General features: G+C 35.5%; 18 protein-coding genes. 6 read left to right on the plus strand and 12 right to left on the minus strand.

All coding sequences use genetic code 11. The features are described from left to right. Window positions 1-91: 91 nt before the first annotated feature. Window positions 92-373: a transposase gene (locus AC4PG8_RS04970; RefSeq protein ID WP_003770845.1), complete on the minus strand. Its 282-nt coding sequence runs from the start codon at window positions 371-373 to the stop codon at window positions 92-94. 234 nt (window positions 374-607) lie between these two features. On the opposite strand from AC4PG8_RS04970, the gene AC4PG8_RS04975 reads away from it, so the two are divergent. After that, window positions 608-1504 (plus strand): Rgg/GadR/MutR family transcriptional regulator, encoded by an 897-nt coding sequence (locus tag AC4PG8_RS04975; RefSeq protein WP_185510457.1) that lies wholly within the window; start codon window positions 608-610, stop codon window positions 1502-1504. On the opposite strand, the gene AC4PG8_RS04980 is transcribed toward AC4PG8_RS04975, so the two are convergent. The 3 genes from AC4PG8_RS04980 to AC4PG8_RS04990 form a co-directional block, all read right to left on the minus strand. Next, window positions 1501-2130: an endonuclease III domain-containing protein gene (locus AC4PG8_RS04980; RefSeq protein WP_492170093.1), complete on the minus strand. Its 630-nt coding sequence runs from the start codon at window positions 2128-2130 to the stop codon at window positions 1501-1503. The two genes, AC4PG8_RS04975 and AC4PG8_RS04980, sit on opposite strands and share 4 nt — an antisense overlap. Window positions 2131-2274: 144 nt before the next feature. Continuing rightward, window positions 2275-4113, minus strand: coding sequence for a leucine-rich repeat domain-containing protein (locus AC4PG8_RS04985; RefSeq protein WP_492170094.1), 1839 nt, complete (start codon window positions 4111-4113; stop codon window positions 2275-2277). A 235-nt stretch (window positions 4114-4348) separates the two neighbouring features. Continuing rightward, the gene (locus AC4PG8_RS04990; protein WP_003760876.1) at window positions 4349-4765 is read right to left on the minus strand and encodes a hypothetical protein; all 417 of its coding nucleotides are present in this window, start codon (window positions 4763-4765) and stop codon (window positions 4349-4351) included. A gap of 120 nt (window positions 4766-4885) precedes the next feature. On the opposite strand from AC4PG8_RS04990, the gene AC4PG8_RS04995 reads away from it, so the two are divergent. After that, complete coding sequence (locus AC4PG8_RS04995) at window positions 4886-5449, plus strand: DUF420 domain-containing protein (protein WP_003760875.1); 564 nt, start codon at window positions 4886-4888, stop codon at window positions 5447-5449. 45 nt (window positions 5450-5494) lie between these two features. Here the strand turns inward: AC4PG8_RS04995 and AC4PG8_RS05000 are convergent, their stop codons facing one another. Further along, complete coding sequence (locus tag AC4PG8_RS05000; protein ID WP_492170095.1) at window positions 5495-6202, minus strand: metallophosphoesterase family protein; 708 nt, start codon at window positions 6200-6202, stop codon at window positions 5495-5497. Window positions 6203-6276: 74 nt separating this feature from the next. After that, complete coding sequence (locus AC4PG8_RS05005) at window positions 6277-6486, minus strand: Lmo0654 family protein (RefSeq protein ID WP_003760873.1); 210 nt, start codon at window positions 6484-6486, stop codon at window positions 6277-6279. Window positions 6487-6676: 190 nt separating this feature from the next. Here AC4PG8_RS05005 and AC4PG8_RS05010 point away from each other — a divergent pair, with 190 nt between their 5' ends. Further along, window positions 6677-7714: a DUF975 family protein gene (locus AC4PG8_RS05010; RefSeq protein WP_492170207.1), complete on the plus strand. Its 1038-nt coding sequence runs from the start codon at window positions 6677-6679 to the stop codon at window positions 7712-7714. After that, on the plus strand, window positions 7701-8237 hold the full coding sequence (locus tag AC4PG8_RS05015) for a GNAT family N-acetyltransferase (RefSeq protein WP_492170096.1): 537 nt from the start codon (window positions 7701-7703) through the stop codon (window positions 8235-8237). The genes AC4PG8_RS05010 and AC4PG8_RS05015 overlap by 14 nt, the downstream gene beginning before the upstream one ends. A gap of 8 nt (window positions 8238-8245) precedes the next feature. Here the strand turns inward: AC4PG8_RS05015 and AC4PG8_RS05020 are convergent, their stop codons facing one another. The 4 genes from AC4PG8_RS05020 to AC4PG8_RS05035 are packed head-to-tail and all read right to left on the minus strand — an operon-like array spanning window position 8246 to window position 13286. Then, complete coding sequence (locus AC4PG8_RS05020; protein WP_010990538.1) at window positions 8246-8893, minus strand: GntR family transcriptional regulator; 648 nt, start codon at window positions 8891-8893, stop codon at window positions 8246-8248. Window positions 8894-8938: 45 nt separating this feature from the next. After that, the gene (locus AC4PG8_RS05025) at window positions 8939-11629 is read right to left on the minus strand and encodes a YhgE/Pip domain-containing protein (protein ID WP_185505292.1); all 2691 of its coding nucleotides are present in this window, start codon (window positions 11627-11629) and stop codon (window positions 8939-8941) included. Window positions 11630-11670: 41 nt separating this feature from the next. Further along, window positions 11671-12312 carry a GntR family transcriptional regulator gene (locus tag AC4PG8_RS05030; protein WP_003765783.1) on the minus strand — a complete coding sequence of 214 codons (642 nt, stop codon included), beginning with the start codon at window positions 12310-12312 and terminating at the stop codon, window positions 11671-11673. Window positions 12313-12335: 23 nt separating this feature from the next. Then, window positions 12336-13286, minus strand: a complete 951-nt coding sequence (locus tag AC4PG8_RS05035; protein ID WP_003760863.1) for a magnesium transporter CorA family protein — start codon at window positions 13284-13286, stop codon at window positions 12336-12338. 96 nt (window positions 13287-13382) lie between these two features. On the opposite strand from AC4PG8_RS05035, the gene AC4PG8_RS05040 reads away from it, so the two are divergent. Further along, window positions 13383-13667 (plus strand): hypothetical protein, encoded by a 285-nt coding sequence (locus AC4PG8_RS05040; protein WP_003765781.1) that lies wholly within the window; start codon window positions 13383-13385, stop codon window positions 13665-13667. An 82-nt stretch (window positions 13668-13749) separates the two neighbouring features. On the opposite strand, the gene AC4PG8_RS05045 is transcribed toward AC4PG8_RS05040, so the two are convergent. Together AC4PG8_RS05045 and bcaP are read right to left on the minus strand one after the other, a co-directional pair. Further along, window positions 13750-14589 (minus strand): VOC family protein, encoded by an 840-nt coding sequence (locus tag AC4PG8_RS05045; protein ID WP_492170097.1) that lies wholly within the window; start codon window positions 14587-14589, stop codon window positions 13750-13752. Between the two features lie 89 nt (window positions 14590-14678). Then, window positions 14679-16070: a branched-chain amino acid transporter BcaP gene (bcaP, locus tag AC4PG8_RS05050; protein WP_070753516.1), complete on the minus strand. Its 1392-nt coding sequence runs from the start codon at window positions 16068-16070 to the stop codon at window positions 14679-14681. A gap of 233 nt (window positions 16071-16303) precedes the next feature. Here bcaP and AC4PG8_RS05055 point away from each other — a divergent pair, with 233 nt between their 5' ends. Beyond that, window positions 16304-18124 (plus strand): LTA synthase family protein, encoded by a 1821-nt coding sequence (locus AC4PG8_RS05055; RefSeq protein WP_492170098.1) that lies wholly within the window; start codon window positions 16304-16306, stop codon window positions 18122-18124. Window positions 18125-18129: the final 5 nt, after the last annotated feature.

An 18129-nucleotide genomic window follows, 5' to 3' on the forward strand; every position in this document is an offset into this window, starting at 1 on the left:
AAATATAAAAAAACAGCTATTCTCTATTTAAAATTAAGAGAATAACTGCTTTTCTTGATTTCGGTATAACCATTTCATCTCAACACAAAATTCAATCGTTACTAGAAGGATTTTCAAAAACCGCAATCGCTTCTGTCAAAATAGATAACTCTTCCTCAAGTAGTACTCGTTGTTTTTTAAGTTCCTGCGCTTGCAAGATATTTAAGATTTCGTTCGATTCAATATTATCATCATTATTAAATTTTTTTACCCATTTTCCAAAAGTTGAATTAGGGACACTAAATTCCTGACAGATACTATGCTTCGTTTTCCCTCTGCGATATAAAGCAACCAAACTTTTTTTAAAATTCTCGTCATATTTTGCTTTAGCCATAAAACTTCCTTCTTTCTCTTGTTAGATATCATAAAAAAAGATGCAAATAGATCTGTTTTTTTCATTTCTAATATATCAAGTTTTCCTAACATTTTTTCATAAAGTCCTAAAAATAGGACTTCTTCCGCCAAATTTTCTATGCTACGATTTAAAAGTAAAATGGCTGTTAAACTCCTTGGCACACCTCTTAGATGCAGCCCTCATCTAAATTTTTAAACAGAAGGAGTAACTTGAATGGTCGGGTATGGAAAAACAGTGAGAGATATTCGCACTTCTAAAGGAATACATCAAAAAGATTTATACGATAATATCATTTCCAAATCCTTCGCTATCGAATTTGAAAAAGGAAAACACGACATCACACTAACGTTATTTGAAAAAATTTTAAAACGGATGAATATGGACTTGGATGAGTTCTTTTATATCCACAGAGAATTGTCGGTATCAGCTGAGAATAATTATTTATGCATGAATCAAGAGCGAGGAAATATATACGACCTTGCGAGTTTGGAACTATTATATAGCGAGCTTTCTAAACATAACGGCGAATTAGTTGAGGTATGGAAAGCTTTTGTTCGTTCGCAAATTAAATTAGTCAAACATCTTTTTAAATATCATGAATTTACAGTAGACGTCATTACACCTAAAGATAAATGCACCATTCAAAAGTATTTGTTTTCAATTGACACGTGGACACTTGAAGAACTCAAGATTTGCGCTAACTCCATCTATTTTTTTGAAGAAGATTTACAAATTCAATTTTTAAATCAGGTCATTAAGGCGATTCATCCTTATAAAAACTACGACCGGGCCAGACGTGTTTTATGTACACTTTTAATTAATACGATTGAAATGTTTATTTCGCGCGGTCAACTATCCTCTGCTAGTAAACTCATTATCCTGCTAGACTCTTTATGCATTTATAACGAAAGCGCCTTTTACCGCAATATCTCCCATTTTTTAAAAGGGTTAATCAAAATGCAAAACAATCATATCCAAGAAGGTTACAATCAAGCAAAAAAAGCCATTCAAATTATGAATGACCTTCGTTTTGAAGAAATTGCTTATTTATATGAAATTTTATTAGATCAGTTTATCAGGTTAAAAGGTATAGATATTGTTAAGAGCTAGCTTTCTAGCAACCACGATTCATTCATACTTTTGTCTTTCCCAAAATGCTTCCCGTGAACATCAATGACTGAGTGCCATTCTTTACATAATTTATGTGGAATATTTTCGGTTATCGGCATAAATTCTTCCCGCATTTGCTCGTAGTTTTTATATTCACCAAAGCCCAACCTAGTAAATAGTCGTCTGGCATATAAATCAGCAATAAAAACATTACGTTCAAAAATATACAGCAACATTGCATCGGCCGTTTCTTCCCCAACGCCTTTAATACCTAGTAGTTCTTTGCGCAAATCTTCTGTTGAATAAGACTTAAATTTATCCAAACTAGCACCGTGACCAACAAACCACCCGATAAGTGCTTTAATATAAAGACTTTTTTGCTTATAAAAACCTGCTGGATAGATTAACTCTTCAAGTTGCCCTGTATCCATCTTGGTTAGACTATCTAAATCTAAATAAGGCGCGAGATTGGCTAAAGCTTGGTTGGCATTTTTCTCGGTCGTACGCTGAATTAATATCATCGAAAGCCAGTCAGCAAGACGATTGTCATCTTCCCACCAATCTTGATAACCATAAAGCTCAACTAAATTATTTAAAACCTGCACTTTTTGCTTATTTATATTCAACCGTTATCACCTCTCACTAAAACTAGCCTATTAATTCTTTCACTGTAGCATAATATTTTGCTAATATCTATTATCGCTAATCTTTCCAAGTAAACAAAAAAGAGAAAGCAATAAAGCTTTCTCTTTAAATAATCGTTTCTTGTTTTAGCGTCGTTTTTTTCTAATAACAACCACTGTTCCGAACAACAATAAACCTAATACAACAAATAACATGTTGTTACTGTCTCCTGTTTTTGGAAGCGTTACGGTATTTTTTGTCGGTTCAGTAACTGTTACCTCATCATTACTTTCTTGCACTGGTCCGCTTGCTTCAACAATAAGCTCAACGTCTTCATCAACTGGGATAACTTCATTCTCGCTAAACTGCGCATATAAAGTCATATCATTTCTCGGCATTTCAGCTGTTTCAAAGTCCCATTTATTTCCGCCCGTTTTCGCATCATACCATCCAGTAAATGTGTATCCTGCTTTTTTCGGCGCGGCTGGTTGAGTAATCAAGGCTTCTTCTTTTACTTCTAAACTTGTTTTTAAAACATCGTCTACAATAAAGTTTACAGTATGCGATGGCAGTATAAAAGGTTGTGTAACCATAACATCATAATCACTCGTAGCATTTCCTAGTTTCACATGTTGTGTAAATTTATAACTAATTTCATTTACATATCTAGGCAAATCCCAAGTAATAATCGGGCTAGCATAAGTCCCATTATCACTCATATCCGTTATCACAACTAATTCACCATCTAAATCTTTTATATTGTTAGTTAAAGTAAAATTGGTTTGAAATAATTCAGGTTTTTTCAGTATTCGCTGATCAGACAAACTTAAATTTCTTAAACCCGTTAAATCTTTCAATGGGCTAATATCAATTATATTATTTCCTGTTAACCAAAGATCGGATATTCCCGTTAAATTAGCTAAAGGTATTACCTCACTTATTTGGTTATTAGTTAAATCCAAACTAGTTAAATTAGTCAAATTCGCAAGTGGCGTTAAATCTGATATTTTATTCCTACCTATATGCAGATTGGTTAAATTAGTTAGATTAGCTAACCCAGTAATATTATCAATCTGGTTCTCTCGTATGTTTATAAACCTTAATTGCGTCAAATTAGCTAATGGACTTATATCAACAATATTATTCTTATAGATGCCTAAAGATTTTAGGTTGTTTAACTTAGCTAATGGGCTTATATTAACAATTTGATTTTCACTAATAGATAAAGCCTGCAAATTCGTTAATTCAGCAATTGTTGTAATGTCTTTAATCTGATTTTGACTTATATATAAATTAATGAGGTTTTTCATATTTTTAAGCGGAGTTATATCAGTTATTTGGTTATCCTCCATATATAAATAGTCTAAATTAGTTAAGTTAGCTAACGGGCTTATGTCTGTTATGCTGTTATAACTAAGAAAAAGAGAGTTCAACTCAGTTAAATTTGCGATAAAACTAATGTTGCTTATTTCTGAATTCATTAAATTAAGAGTGTGCAATTTTGTTAGGTTTGCAATCGGACTAAAATCTTTTATTGGATTCTCTGACAGGTCCAGATTCTCTAACTTTGTAGATTTTGATAATAAGCTAATATCCTGTATTTTTTCTCCTTTAAAGTTAAAAGTCGTCACATTTGGCAAATATTGTATTCCCTCAAGTGATTCAATTCCCACCGCATTTCCACTTACAATAGTTATTTTATTCAGTTCTTCTTGCGTAACAGTATCAGTGACATTCGTCTTTCTAAGATAGTTTCTCATTACTTCTGCTAATTTAGCATCGGGAAAAATTTCGTTTATTGGTGTAGGTTCGGTAATACTCTGTTCTTCAGCATTTACATCATTATTTGACCCAAGCCATATAAAAACACTCCCTATTAAAAGAACCCCAATAAAAGCCTGAATTACTTTATAAAAATGTTGTTTGTTTATCATATATCCGTCCCTTTCTTCTTTAGATGTCAGTTTTTTTAGTTGCAGAATCATAAAATAAACCATCTAAATTACATTATACATGGCGTTTTTTCTCAAAAGTCCATTAGTATCACTTGATTCTGAGTATTTATGTCTAAATAGTGTACAACACCCTCATTGATGTGTCGAAAATATGGCTTTTATTTAATTTTGGAAAGAAATAAAAAGTAAACGACAAAAAAGAGAAAACACGTAAATGTTTTCTCTTTATATGACCTATCCCCATTTTAATAACGTACCTGTTCCATCATCCAATAACTCGGAATCCGTCCTTATTCCCTGTCATATCAGGCATTAATTCAAACAATTTCTTACTATTATCCGGTTTATTTCGAACAATTACTTGCATAAAATAATCATGCGCCATCAATGTATAACCATGTTCTTTTGATGTAATTGCGTACCCTTCCACATCATTTTCAGAAATAAACAGCCATCTCCACTGATACTTTTCACGGACAGCTTCTCCATACAGAGACCCTAAAATATAACCAAGTTCCTCCGCCAAATCGAAGTCTGGTGAGGTATCTTTTAAATATTTGGCAATTTTTTCGATTCGCTCTTCTGGAGTTCCGTCAGTTTCGAGCATCACTTCGCCCTCTTCTTTTAAACGGATAATTTCTGCTTCTTCCGCTTTTGTTAGTTCTCGCGCAATAATCGACATTAGAAACACCCTTTCCTAACCCATTATAACTCAAAAGTTCAATCTTTCGCATCCGATATGTTCGTCATGTATAATGAAAGAAGTACAGCAATTTTTTATATTTAGGGGGCTATTTTTTTCATGGAACACAATAAAGAAAAACTTACAAAACCGACATCAGACAAAAACTATTTTTGGCCGATAATGATCATTTCATTTGTTGCGGTTGTAGTGATTTTACTACTCTTCTTCTCACCGATTGGGTATCAAGGAGCAGTACATTTCGACATTACTATCTTCCCGCGAATGAACGCCATCTTTAATAGTTTTACCTTTGTATTTTTAGTTATTGCACTTTGGGCGATTATAAAAAAGAAAAACATTAAAATGCACCGTGGCTTCATTTTAGCAGCATTTACATCAACTTTATTCTTCTTAGTAACTTACTTAACGTTCCATTATCTTTCAGCAGAAACTTCTACGTTTGGCGGAACTGGGATTATCCGACCAATCTACTTTTTCATTTTAATTACACATAGTTTCTTAGCGGCAATCGTTGTTCCACTAGCGCTATTTGCACTTGTGTGGGGCTGGACAATGCAAATTGAGAAACACAAAAAAATCGTTCGTTGGACTATGCCAATTTGGCTATATGTCAGCTTAACTGGCGTACTCGTTTACTTATTTATGGCACCGTATTATTAAACAAAAAAGCATCAAATGAGCTCTTAAAAACAGCCCATTCGATGCTTATTTTTTTACGGAAAAACTTTTTGTAATTACATTTTCTTCAACGACGACTCCGTGAAGTTCGCCGCCAAAAACGGCGCCACCATCAATATCAAGCCGGGTTCTATCTTCAGAGACCCATATTCTTGCACTTCCATCGCTATGTAAATTTTGCACCGGAGTATGTCCAAAAATAAAGACTTTCCCGGTTTTATTTTTCCCGAATAAAAATGGTTCGCGAATCCAGAAGAAATCACGTTCTTCCGTATCATCCCAGTTTGGTTTAGAAAAATCTACTCCTGCATGGACAAATACATACTTACCTTCTTCATAATAAAGTGGCAAATGGCGAATGAAATCAATGAGTTCAGAAGCTTCTTCCTGCACGCGTTTAGCCAATCCTTCTGGTGTCATTTTTTTATCTAATGAGTCAGCGATTAGAGATTGGATTGTTTCCATCCCACCTTGGCTCAAATAATAATGCATTTTTTCAGAAGGGTTATCTAAAAAATCGAGCAACATTTGCTCATGATTGCCTTTTAAGACTATCACTTCGGTTTCGTCCGCGAGCTCTTTCACACGCCTAAGTACCGCCGCTGGATTTTCACCGCGATCAATTAAATCACCTACAAATAAAAGCCGTTCTTGCTCTTTATTCCAGTTTTCTAACAACTCATCTAAAAGCGTAATTTCCCCGTGCACATCTCCTACAGCAAAAATTGGCTTCATCGTTATAACCTCCAAACCTACGTAAAAGAAACGCCCTTTCGCTAACATGACATTAGCAAAAGGACGTCTTTTCCTTATTTGGTATTGCCTTCTACTTTTTTAATTTTCTTCTCTACTTCAGCGATTTCGTGACGTAATGCACTTAATCTTACTTCAGCAGCATTAATTGGTCCATTTTGAAGTTGCGGGTCTTCAAACTCCCGTGTTTCGCTTAACGCTTCTTGATATTGTTGTCGCAATTCAATTAATCGATCTTCTAATTCTCTTAAACTCTCATGGGCCATATGCGCCACCTCCAAATTATTCATATCATATAACGTTACTTTTCCCCTATTGCTAGAAAATTAATCCTATTTTAAACATTTTTTTATCCCGCTCCATATTGCTGTATTAGTGCCTAAAAGTATGCTATTTTAAAAGTAGGTATTTTTGCTATTATACTTAAAAATAAATTAAAAAGGAGTTTTCATTATGATGACTATTTCACAAGTAAAACAGACAGCTAAAGAGTCGCTACGTGGCAACTGGGGTATTGCCATTGGGATATTTGTTCTTGCATGGTTAATTGAAACCGTTGGCGGAGGGGTACTTGGTTGGATTCCTGTTGTTGGCTGGATTGCCCTATTTCTATTAACTGGACCACTTTATACGGGGGTTGCTTGGGTATACTTAGCAATTAGCCGGCGTGAACAACCAGATGTTGCTTATATGTTTAGTGGTTTTAAACAATTTGGACGTACGTTTTTAGCTTACTTGCTCATTTCTATTTTCACATTCTTATGGAGCTTATTACTAATCGTACCAGGAATTATTAAAACATATTCCTATTCACAAACATTCTTTATTTTACGCGATAATCCTAATATTTCAGCACTTGATGCTATTACAGAAAGCCGCCATATGATGAACGGGCATAAAGGTAGACTATTTGGTCTTTCCCTTACATTCCTACTTTGGTATTTAATTCCTTTAGCAGTAGCAATTGCAGGTACTGTAATCGTTGCTGGTGGTATGGCTTCTACTTCTTATACTGCTGATCCTGCTGAAGTAATTACAGCACTTGCTGCTGGAGCTACATTTGGTGGACTGCTATTAATACTAGCTTCTTGGTTACTTACACTTGGTATTTCACTTTATGTTTATCCGTATCTAATCACTTCTATCGCTGTATTCTATGATGATTTATATGCAGCAAGCGAAGGAACTTACACCGAAGAAACAGTTATTGTAGAAGAAGAAATTGATCCATTTGGTACAAGAGAATCTGATCCTTTTGTAGAAGATACTCATCCAGAGGGATTTGGACCTGAAACAAAGGTAGAACCTGAAACACCAGAAGTTCCGAAAGCACCTGAAACAAAAGTAGAACCAGAAGCTCCAGTAACTCCTGAAACAACGGTAGAACCCGAAACACCAGAAGTTCCAGAAGCTCCTGAAACGAAAGAAGCACCTGAAACTCCTGAGACTCCAGAAGCTCCTGAGGCTCCAAAAGACAATAATGAACCAAAATAAAATAACAGCTGGCGGACTGGAATTTCTAGTCCGCTTTGCTTTGCCAAATGATCGTTCAACAATAAATGAATTAATGGTAAATACTGCGCGCTGGCTAAAAGAATCGGGTTCGACCCAGTGGAGCGATATTTTACATGGATTTGATGTTCATAATATTGAACAACGGATTGAGCTCGCGGAGGTTGCACTTTTTGAGACAACTGATGGAAAACTAGCTGGAGTAATGATTATTAGGAAAACGCCAAGTGACTGGGATACGGATTTATGGGGTGATAGGCATGAACAATCAGCCTACTACTTACACCGAATAATGGTATCAAGGGAATTTAGTGGCATTTCTTTAAGTAAACAAATGATTAGTTTCGCTGAACAATTGGCACTTAACATGTCTGTTCCGTTTGTTCGGTTAGACTGCATCAAAACAAACGAAGCCCTTAATCAAATGTATCTGCGTTATGGATTTATATTTTCTGGTGAGAAGAATGGGTTTAATTTATATCAAAAAGAGCTGTCACTTTTGTGACAGCTCTTTTAACGATACGCTTGAATTGTAAGTTCAGCAAACATTGATTTAATTGTCTTCCTTGCCATTTCGGTTTTATCTTGCGCGAGTAGCTCATATATTTGGCTGCTTTTTTTATTGGTCCATTCTCTAATTTCGACTGATTTGAAAATATTAATACCATCCGAAAAATGAACCATTTGAAAGAAAATATCCTTTGCGATCTTCACTTGATATGGATTTTCAGCAAAACTAATTAAGCAAAGAATGAAACGATGATGGGCATCGAAATAACTTTCAACATCCGTTAAATAAGAAAATCGTTCCATCTCTTGTAAACGTTCGTGTAGTTTTTCTATATCCATTACTAAACTGAAGTGCCCTACTTTTGCTATTGCTGCATCAACTAAAATATCGATGGTATCCATTAATTGCACGTAACGGTCTGACCCAATGAGCACATCGTTTAACACTGCTCCACTATTTTCGTGATAGCTCACAATGCCTTGAGCTGTAAGAGTAGCAATCGCTTTTCGAAGTGGGGACCGGCTAACTCCGAATTCAGCGGCAAGTTTTTCTTCAGCGAGATGCTCATTACGGACTAAATCGCCTTTTTTAATCTTTTCAAGAAGTAAATTATAGACCATTTTATCCAACGTTTTATATTTATTTACCATCAAGTCTGCCCCCTATTCGCTAGTAATTATATCATAGAAATATTTTTAGTGAATAAGCTTGCTTCGTTTTGCTTTTTCGGATAGTTTTGGTACTACTTTGTCGAGCGGTTTTTTGAGTAACAAACCTAATGCAATGAACAAAATGGCAAATCCAGCAAGAACACTCATGTCAATCCAAACAGTTGGCATATAAAGTCCGCCTACACTTTCTCGGATTAAACTAACGGCATAAGTGAATGGCAAGAACGGATAAATCGCTTGGAAAAATGGCGGTGAAACTTGAATTGGGAAGTTCCCGCCCGCTCCTGAAATTTGTAGCACTAACAAGATGATCGCAATCCCTTTTCCGACGTTATTAAATAACGAAACGAGTGTGTAGACAATCGTCATAAAGACCACACTGATAAACATGCTAAAGAGCACGTGGAGTAAAGGTTCAGCGATGGAAACACCGAGCAAGAAGATGTTCCCGAGCGTAACAATAAGGGCTTGCATTAACCCGATGGATAAGAACGTTAATAATCGGCCAAAATAACGATGGTAATGGCTGAAAATCCCCGCTGGCACCTCTACATCAACACGTAGTAATGAAATAAGTAAGAGTGCCCCAACCCATAAACAAAGTGCTGTATAAAATGGCGAGCTTGCCGAGCCGTAGTTTGGAATCGGGTAGTAACTTGTTTCTTTTAAATTAACCGGGTTCGCAATAAAGGAACTATCTTTATCGGCATCATTTCTTAGCATTTTAATAATACTTTGCAAATCGTAATTTTTATCGAAATCGGTAATTTTATTGGCGGCATTATTAATTGCTTTTTCAAATTCTGGCAGTTCTTCTCTGGAAAGATTTGCTGCGATTTTAACGGCTTTTTCGAACTCCGGCATTTTTTCTTGAATAAGATTGGATGCTTGATTTATTTCTTTTTCGAGTCCTGGTAAATCATCGCGAATGAAGTTAGCTGCTTTTTTGATGTTAGCTTTTACGTTTGGATAATCATTTTGATAAAAATCAGCTGCTTCATTAATACCTGCGATAATTGTATCTAGTTTCGTATTGATAACCTTGGTTGCTTCATCCAAAGTTTTCTGGATTTCTGGCAGTCGCTCTTGAAATTCTTTTAAATACGTTTGCCCAGTTTGCAGTGTTTCTCTGGAATCTTTCAATACTTGAGTGATTTCTGGGATTTTTGCTTGCAAGTTTTGTAGTAATTTTTGGCTGTCTTTTAAGTCTCCTTGAATTTGATTTAAGCCGGTTTTGATTGCTGGAACAATTTCCGAATCATAGTTTGCTAAAATTTGATCTAATTTTGCGCTAACATTTTTGGCTTGTTCATTCAATTGATTTAAAAGTTCCTCAGCTGGTTGTTCACCATTTTCTAGTGCTGTGCGTACTTTTGTGATTGTTTCCTTTTGTGCGCCTAGTTGGCTATTAATCGTTTTTAAGTTTGCAATTAAATCGGTAAACGGCTTATTCGGTAAAGTTTCATTTAAGCTTTCCAAAGTTGCAGTTTGTTTTGTAATCATTTGTTGTAAGGAATCAATGTCGTTTTCCATTTTCTTCAGTTCGGAAATCGCCTGTTCAGGGTTGATAGAACCATTTTTGATTGCTTCAGTTACTTGGTAAATATTATCTGCCATTTGCTTCATTAGCGTTAAGTTTTGTTTAATAGCAGGTGCTAACGTATCAAATGACTTATTAATTTCGTCTGCAAAATCGGATACTTTATCGACATATCCACTACCATTTTGGGCGATTTTTTCAACTGTTGGAATCGCTGCTGTCGCTGTATCAATCACATCAAGCGCCTTACCAGATTCATTCACCGCGTCATTGACTGTTTTTTTGATCGTTCCGAAGTTTTCATCTACTTCTTTTACTGACTGCGCGATTTGTTTGATTTCTGGGATTTTCTTTTGGAGCACAAGAATATCTTGACCAAGTTGATCGATTTTTGGTAGCTGTTCTTCTACTAATAAAACGTTTTCTGTCGCTTTATTTAGTTCTGGGATTTTTTCATTTAGTTCGACAACCTGATTTGCTTTCGTTTTTAGTTCAGGTAATTTGGCTTCAATTTTGACGGCCTCAGCACCCATTTTTTTAAGTTCTGGTAAAGCATCTTGTACTTGGAATACTTTGGTTTTTAAACGTCTAATTGTCGGTAACTCGTTTTCAAGATCAATTCCTGCTTTATTAAACTCTTCTAAAACAGCCTTACTCACCGTGCCCACAAACTCGGAACTAATTTGATTTACAATAGTTGTTGCTCCGCTTTCTGTCATTTTTGGCGCGATAGCATTGATTTTTTCATTAACCGAGTAATCAATTGTTGGTTTTTTGACGTTATCACTTACAACCGAAACCATATCCTCTGAGAAATTTTTCGGAATATGAATCGAAGCATAATATTTTCCGCTTTTTACGCCTTTTTTCGCTTCTTCTTCACTAACAAAAGTCCAACCAAGTTTTTTATTTTTCTCAAGGGTTTTCTTAAGCTGATCCCCAACGTTCACTTGTTGAGGCTTTTTTCCCGGTACGTCTACTTCTGCGCCTTCATCATCAATTGAAACAGCTACTTTGATTCCTGATGTATTGGAATAAGGATCCCAAAGTGCTTCAATATTAAACCATGCATATAATGATGGCAAAATAATTAATGCAATAACTAATAATAAAGCTAAAGGCGCTTTAAAGAGACGGCGCCAGTCTAAAACAAATATTTCGTATACTTTCCGCATCAAAAGCACCTCCTGTATTTAAGCAAATCATTTTAGAAATACTATCTAAATGTACGGATAATATACAAATTCACTAATTTTTGCATTACCTCTTTTGCTAAGTCATATTTCTTTTCTACCATATAAAAAGTTAGTTGTTCTAATGTATCCATCGTTTCTTCTTCCAAAAGCACTGGTATTATTTTAATATCTTTTTGTGCTTTATTAAAGAAATCACGCTTCATTTTCCTTACAATATCTTCTGCATAACTATTAGCTAGTTGCGCGACAAATTGTAACAACCATTTACTCAGCAAAGATAGATAAGCATCGACATTTTCTTCTTTTTGAATGATTCTCATCTCTTTTAGTAATTCATTGCCTTGTTCTGGTTTATAAGTTAAATTTTTACTTTTACATTTTTCAATTGTTTGCACGACGAGAATTTCTGCCATTTCAAGGAGTTCGATAAAACGTCCAGCGCTCATGCTACTTTCGATAACAATTGCCCCCCGGTTCAGTTCGTATTCGATTAATTCTTCGGATACTAAAACCGCAATTGCTTTTCTAACAGGAGTTCGACTAATAGATAATTCTTTTGCAATACCCGCTTCTGAAATATGTTGACCAACATGAAGCTTTCCGCTGAGAATTTTTTCTTTGATTGTATAGTATGCTAATTTTTCGTATGTTTGTTTTTCCATGCTCATCCCTCGTTTTCTATATATTAAAAGTATTTTCTACGCCAAAAAATCACTGTTACCCCCGTTGTAATTAATAGCGTAAATAAAAGAATTAATGCAAACGCGTGCTCATTGTGCATAAATGGCAACTTAATATTCATCCCGTAAACACTCGCCACAATAGTTGGTAAAGATAAAATAATGGTAAAAGATGTTAAAAACTTCATCACGATATTCAAATTATTCGAAATGACAGAAGAAAACACATCTGACATGCCACTAATAATTTGCGTGTATGTATCTGTCATTGCTATTGCTTGTTTATTTTCAATAATAACATCTCTAAGCAAGTCATGGTTATCTTCCTGTTGCATAAAATGTTCCACATCTTCCATTTTATCGAGTATTGCTTTGTTCGATTGAAGTGCAGTTGCAAAAAATACTAAACTTTTCTGAACCGCCATAAACGCATACAGTTGTTCATTTTTCATCGACTGTTTAATCTGTATTTCTAAATTATTTGTTTGTTTGATGATTTGATTTAAGTATTTGAGGTAATAATAAGATACAGCATACAATAATTTTAACAAAAATTGTTTATGATTCGTCGTATCGTATGTTTCTAGTTTCATCGTACGAACATCTTCTAATATTAGTAAGTCGCGTAAAGAGATAGTGACTAGATACTTTCTCGTTAATACGATACCTATTGGCAGTGTTTCGTACATCGTGTAACCAAGTTCATCCTCCGATTCATACGGATAGTCGACAATCACTAAGGAGTGTCTTACATCTTGTTCTGCTCGTTTTAATTCTATTCTCGAGCGCTCCTCTGAATCGAGTGCATCTAAGATATAAGGTTTTGGCACATCCATTTCTTTACTTAATTGCTCAATTTCATCTTCTGTCGGAGCGGTTACTTTCACCCAGCAACCATCTTCTAACTCGGATAATTGCTCCATTTTTTCATTCGTTGTTTTAAAAAATTCAATCATCTGTGTATCTCCTTTCTTCTAACTTCTTTACAAAATATTTCATTTATGTTACATTATTATTAATAATAATTCATTTATGACAAAGGAGCGATGAAAATGGAATTTATGTCAATGATACTTACAGGAATTGTTTTAGCAGCAATAATCTCAGGACTTTCTTTTGTAGTTGGTAAACTTAGTGGTTTATCTTGGTTTTGGATTGCGTTTTGTGCAAACAGCGGTTTCTTTATTATTTTCATCACTGTGCAAAATTCATTTCCAGATAACGCAGCTGTAGCCCTTTCGTATTTAAATCTTGGAATTGGCGTCGTTTTAATTGCTTTAACGCTTTTCCAATCAAGCAACTGGCTTTTCAAGAAAACAATGCAACGTAAACATTAAAATAATTAATCTAATCTACCTTTCCCTTATTATCGCATCAAAAAACTGTTTAAGCTCATTTTTCGCTTAAACAGTTCTTTTTTTATTTAAAGTGTATCATAATTCCATTTGAATCGGTAACTGAAATCGTTTCGTCAAATCGTTTTACTTCATAACCTTGCTGCTCTAGATTCGTTGTTATCGCTTCTTTGTCAGGTGTGATAATTGTAAACCAAGCTAGCCCGACTTCATTCTCACGACGATTTTCCAAATTGCGTCCAGCCCACATATTTGATCCAATATGATGGTGATAATCGCCTGCTGCAAAAAATCTTGCTGATGGTATTGCTGTCGTTAAATTCATACCAAGCGCTTCTTTATAAAATTGCTCTGCCTTGTCTGCATCAGCTACCTGTAAATGTACATGTCCAATAATTGTCCCACTTGGCATTCCAGTGAAAGGTTCTCCAGTTGCGATTTTTAATAAATCATCCACATCGACTTGCTCTGTCACCATTGGTAAGTTTCCAGCGCTATCACGCATCCAACTATTTTTCGGCCGATCTGCGTAGATTTCAATGCTGTTCCCTTCAATATCATGTAAGTAAAGCGCCTCACTATAAGCATGGTCCCCCGCTCCGTCAATCGGATAACCCGACTGAGCTAAATGCACGAGTACATCTGCTAAACTTTCTCGATTTGGTAATAAAAATGCTGTATGAAACAATCCAATCCGCGGCACTTCTGGAACAACTGCATGGTCTATTTTTTTAAGAACAAGCAATGCCTCACTCGAACCTGGCACTCCAAGCCTTACAATCCGATCATTTTCTTCTAATAAAGTTAAACCAATTACTTCTTGATAAAAACCTGCCATCTCTTTTAAATGACCTACATTTAAGACAACTTCGCCTAATCGTAATTTTTCACTAATTTCCACCATGTAAAAAACGCTCCTTTTATTGTAATACATTCATTACAACACAAGGAGCGTCCAAATACCAATAAAACGACTTACAAAAAGTAAGTTAATTATTTTTTAAGTAATTCACTATGTTTCCTACCATATGCAAAGTACACAATTAATCCGATTACAAACCAAATCCCGCAAAGAATCCAGGTGTGAACAGATAAGCGACTTATAAGAAATGCGCATAATAAAAACGAAATTATCGGTAACACAGGATAAAATGGCACTTTGAAGCCTGATTGTTGAATAGATTTATTTTTACGTAAGAAGATAATCCCGATGGAAACCATCATAAATGCTAGGAGTGTTCCAATATTGACTAATTCAGCCAATCTATCAAGCGGTACAAGTCCACTAATAATCGCCACAATAACTGCAAAAATCCAGGTGTTTTTGACTGGTGTTTGATATTTTTGATTAATTTCTGCCAGTACTTTTGGTAATAAACCATCACGACCCATCGCAAAAATCAATCTTGTAGCCCCGTAGCTCATTACTAAAATAACAGTAATCATACCAACTACAGCTCCGAGTGATACGATACCAGCCACCCAATCTTGATTAATCACTTGCAAAGCATAAGCCACTGGATCAGTAACATTTAAATCCGTGTATGGTACCATTCCTGTTAAGACAGCAGAAACCGCTACATATAAAATAGTACAAATAAGTAACGACCCTATTATCCCAATCGGCATAGTTCGTTGCGGGTTTTTCACTTCTTCTGCGGCCGAGGAAACTGCATCAAAGCCTAAATAAGCAAAGAATACGAGTGCAGCACCGTTCATCACACCACTAATCCCAAACGGCATAAATGGTTGCCAATTATCTGGTTTCACATAAAACACGCCAACTACTAAGAAAAGTAAAATAACGCCTACTTTGATAGCTACCATAATCGTATTCACACGCGTTGATTCTTTTATTCCAAGTGTTAATAAGAAAGCAATCACGAGAACGATAATAATTGCAGGTAAATTAATAAATGTACCTACTTCTGGATTAAAAGGCCCAGATACTGCTTCAGGAATGGAAATATGAAAACCTGAAAGCAACGCATTTAAATAAGAAGACCAGCCACTTGCTACAGATGCCACAGCAAGCCCGTATTCTAAAATAAGTGCCCAGCCAAGCAACCAACCGATTAACTCGCCAAAAACGACATAGCCATACGTATAGGCGCTCCCTGCAACCGGAACACTAGATGCAAACTCTGAATAACACATCGCAGCAATCGCACAAACAATCGCGGCAATGACGAAAGAAAATATAATCGCTGGTCCAGCATTTTTCGCAGCTACAGTCCCAGGTAAAATAAAAATCCCAGTTCCAACAATCGCTCCAACCCCTAGTAAAGTTAAATCAAGCGGTCCAAGCGTTTGTTTTAAATGTGTACTTCCGCTTTTATTATGCATTAAATCTTCTATCGGTTTTCTTCTAAATAATGAATTCATTTTGTCGCCTACCTTTTTACGATCTTCTAAAATAGTATACTTTTGCGCTTTAAAGGTCAATAGAATTGTGAAAAAAAATACAAAACTAATTATAACTTCCTAAAATAGCACCTATTACCCAAATATATCTGAATCATCTTTCATGATTTGCACTGTAAGCATGATTAGGCTAAAATTAGAGAGAATGGATTTGTGCGTATTCGGCACAAAGCATGCTAGAAAGAGGAATTCAATTGATTTTATTTTATTTTTTATTAATTATTAGTAAGTTCACTTTTGCCTATTTCCAGATTTTTAAAGATCCCAATTTCTTGGCGCTAGGAATGGACCTGCTGTTTATCGTATTATTACTTGGGCTAATTCATTTATTTGCTCCGGTTCGTTCTCACGTTTATTGGTATGCTGGAATGTCTTTATTTATCGGCATTCTTATGTTAGTTTGCGTACTTTATGCCCGCTTCTATAATGAAGTTCCTACGTATCATAGTTTCTCACTTATCGGAGAAGTCGGTGTCGTAAAAACAAGCGCTACTAGTTTACTTAGTGGAACTGATTGGCTTTACATCATGGATATTATTTTACTTCCATTTATCCTCTACTTTAGCATAAAAAAAGGCCATGTTTTTCCATCATTCCGCCTAACTAAACGTATTTATGGCGTATCGTTTTTAAGTACTTTACTTGTGCTTAGCGGATTTACTTATTTTATGATGCAACAAAATATCATTAGCGATTCGAAACGAGCAAAGCGGATGGGAATTTTTACATTTAATATTAGTACTGCTCTTGCTGGAACTGATCATGTTAAAGCTGCAGACATTACCGCCAAAAACGTTCGTGATATTAAAGGCGTGGATTTAAAAGAAAAACCGGATTACTTTGGAGCTGCGAAAGGGAAAAACCTGATTATCGTGCAATTAGAATCGTTTCAGCGGAACTTAACAAATATTAAAATTGATGGACAGTCAATCACTCCAACGCTAGATAATTTACAAAACGAAACAATGTATTCCAATAAGTTTTTCCAAACAGTTTCTAAATCCAATACAGCCGACGCAGAATGGTCTGTTTATACATCCACTTTCCCAAGCGGATACTACACTAATACCCAAACTTACGGCGACCGGGTCATTCCATCTATGCCTCGACTACTTGGTAAAAATGATTATACAACGTCCACTTTCCATACAAATGACGCTAGTTTTTATAATCGAGATGAGTTTTATCCGGCAGTTGGTTTTGATAAATTTTATGATCGTAAATTCTTTGGCGATGAAGACGTAATTGGCTTCTCTCCTAGTGATGAAGTATTATACAACAAAGCGTTCCCTATCCTAGAAAAACAATATAAAAACAATCAAAAATTTTATGCGCAATTAATTAGTGTAAGTAGTCATATGCCGTTTAATATCCCTGAAGAAAAGCAAGAAATTAACTTACCGAGTGATTTAAAAGATACAGAACTTGGCAATTATTTTGAAGCGGTTCATTACGCGGATAAACAACTCGGCGCTTTCATTCAAAAATTAAAAGATAGTGGCATTTGGGAGGATTCAGTAGTCGTTTTCTACGGAGACCACCATATTATCAAAACCGATCAACTTCCAGAAGAACAGAAAAAATACGTCAATCGTTCTACCGAGCTTAAAGCAGATCCAGCAGACGATTACCGTATCCCGTTCTTCCTACATTATCCAGGAATGAAAAACCCTGGCGAAATCAAAAATGTTGGCGGTGAGATTGATATTATGCCAACTGTGATGAACTTATTAGGTATTAATACAGGCAATCAAATAATGTTTGGTACGGATATTCTCAATTCAACAAACAATTATGTTCCTGAACGATACACTATGCCTGAAGGAAGCTATTTCACTGATTCTTACATGTATCAGCCAGACGAAAGCTTTGAAACTGGAGCAGCAACGAACTATAACGGAACAAATAAAGAACTATCAGATGAAGTGAAGAAGCGATTCGAAACAAGTCGCAAACTCTTGCAGTATTCTGATAGCTACGTAAATAATCTACCGTTACGCGACGAAGACAAATAAAAAAA

This window comes from Listeria sp. MAN/IMW/UF555 (assembly GCF_058684075.1).

What these genes read in the sequence shown, in the direction of transcription:
- AC4PG8_RS05010 (WP_492170207.1), top strand. Translation starts at nt 6,677, where the DNA reads ATGACTATTTCACAAGTAAAACAGACAGCTAAAGAGTCGCTACGTGGC.
- AC4PG8_RS04975 (WP_185510457.1), top strand. Translation starts at nt 608, where the DNA reads ATGGTCGGGTATGGAAAAACAGTGAGAGATATTCGCACTTCTAAAGGA.
- AC4PG8_RS05035 (WP_003760863.1), bottom strand. Translation starts at nt 13,286, where the DNA reads ATGATTGAATTTTTTAAAACAACGAATGAAAAAATGGAGCAATTATCC.
- AC4PG8_RS04970 (WP_003770845.1), bottom strand. Translation starts at nt 373, where the DNA reads ATGGCTAAAGCAAAATATGACGAGAATTTTAAAAAAAGTTTGGTTGCT.
- AC4PG8_RS04995 (WP_003760875.1), top strand. Translation starts at nt 4,886, where the DNA reads ATGGAACACAATAAAGAAAAACTTACAAAACCGACATCAGACAAAAAC.
- AC4PG8_RS04990 (WP_003760876.1), bottom strand. Translation starts at nt 4,765, where the DNA reads ATGTCGATTATTGCGCGAGAACTAACAAAAGCGGAAGAAGCAGAAATT.
- AC4PG8_RS04985 (WP_492170094.1), bottom strand. Translation starts at nt 4,113, where the DNA reads ATGATTCTGCAACTAAAAAAACTGACATCTAAAGAAGAAAGGGACGGA.
- AC4PG8_RS05045 (WP_492170097.1), bottom strand. Translation starts at nt 14,589, where the DNA reads ATGGTGGAAATTAGTGAAAAATTACGATTAGGCGAAGTTGTCTTAAAT.
- AC4PG8_RS05040 (WP_003765781.1), top strand. Translation starts at nt 13,383, where the DNA reads ATGGAATTTATGTCAATGATACTTACAGGAATTGTTTTAGCAGCAATA.
- AC4PG8_RS05005 (WP_003760873.1), bottom strand. Translation starts at nt 6,486, where the DNA reads ATGGCCCATGAGAGTTTAAGAGAATTAGAAGATCGATTAATTGAATTG.
- AC4PG8_RS05000 (WP_492170095.1), bottom strand. Translation starts at nt 6,202, where the DNA reads ATGAAGCCAATTTTTGCTGTAGGAGATGTGCACGGGGAAATTACGCTT.
- AC4PG8_RS05025 (WP_185505292.1), bottom strand. Translation starts at nt 11,629, where the DNA reads ATGCGGAAAGTATACGAAATATTTGTTTTAGACTGGCGCCGTCTCTTT.
- AC4PG8_RS05030 (WP_003765783.1), bottom strand. Translation starts at nt 12,312, where the DNA reads ATGGAAAAACAAACATACGAAAAATTAGCATACTATACAATCAAAGAA.
- bcaP (WP_070753516.1), bottom strand. Translation starts at nt 16,070, where the DNA reads ATGAATTCATTATTTAGAAGAAAACCGATAGAAGATTTAATGCATAAT.
- AC4PG8_RS05015 (WP_492170096.1), top strand. Translation starts at nt 7,701, where the DNA reads ATGAACCAAAATAAAATAACAGCTGGCGGACTGGAATTTCTAGTCCGC.
- AC4PG8_RS05020 (WP_010990538.1), bottom strand. Translation starts at nt 8,893, where the DNA reads ATGGTAAATAAATATAAAACGTTGGATAAAATGGTCTATAATTTACTT.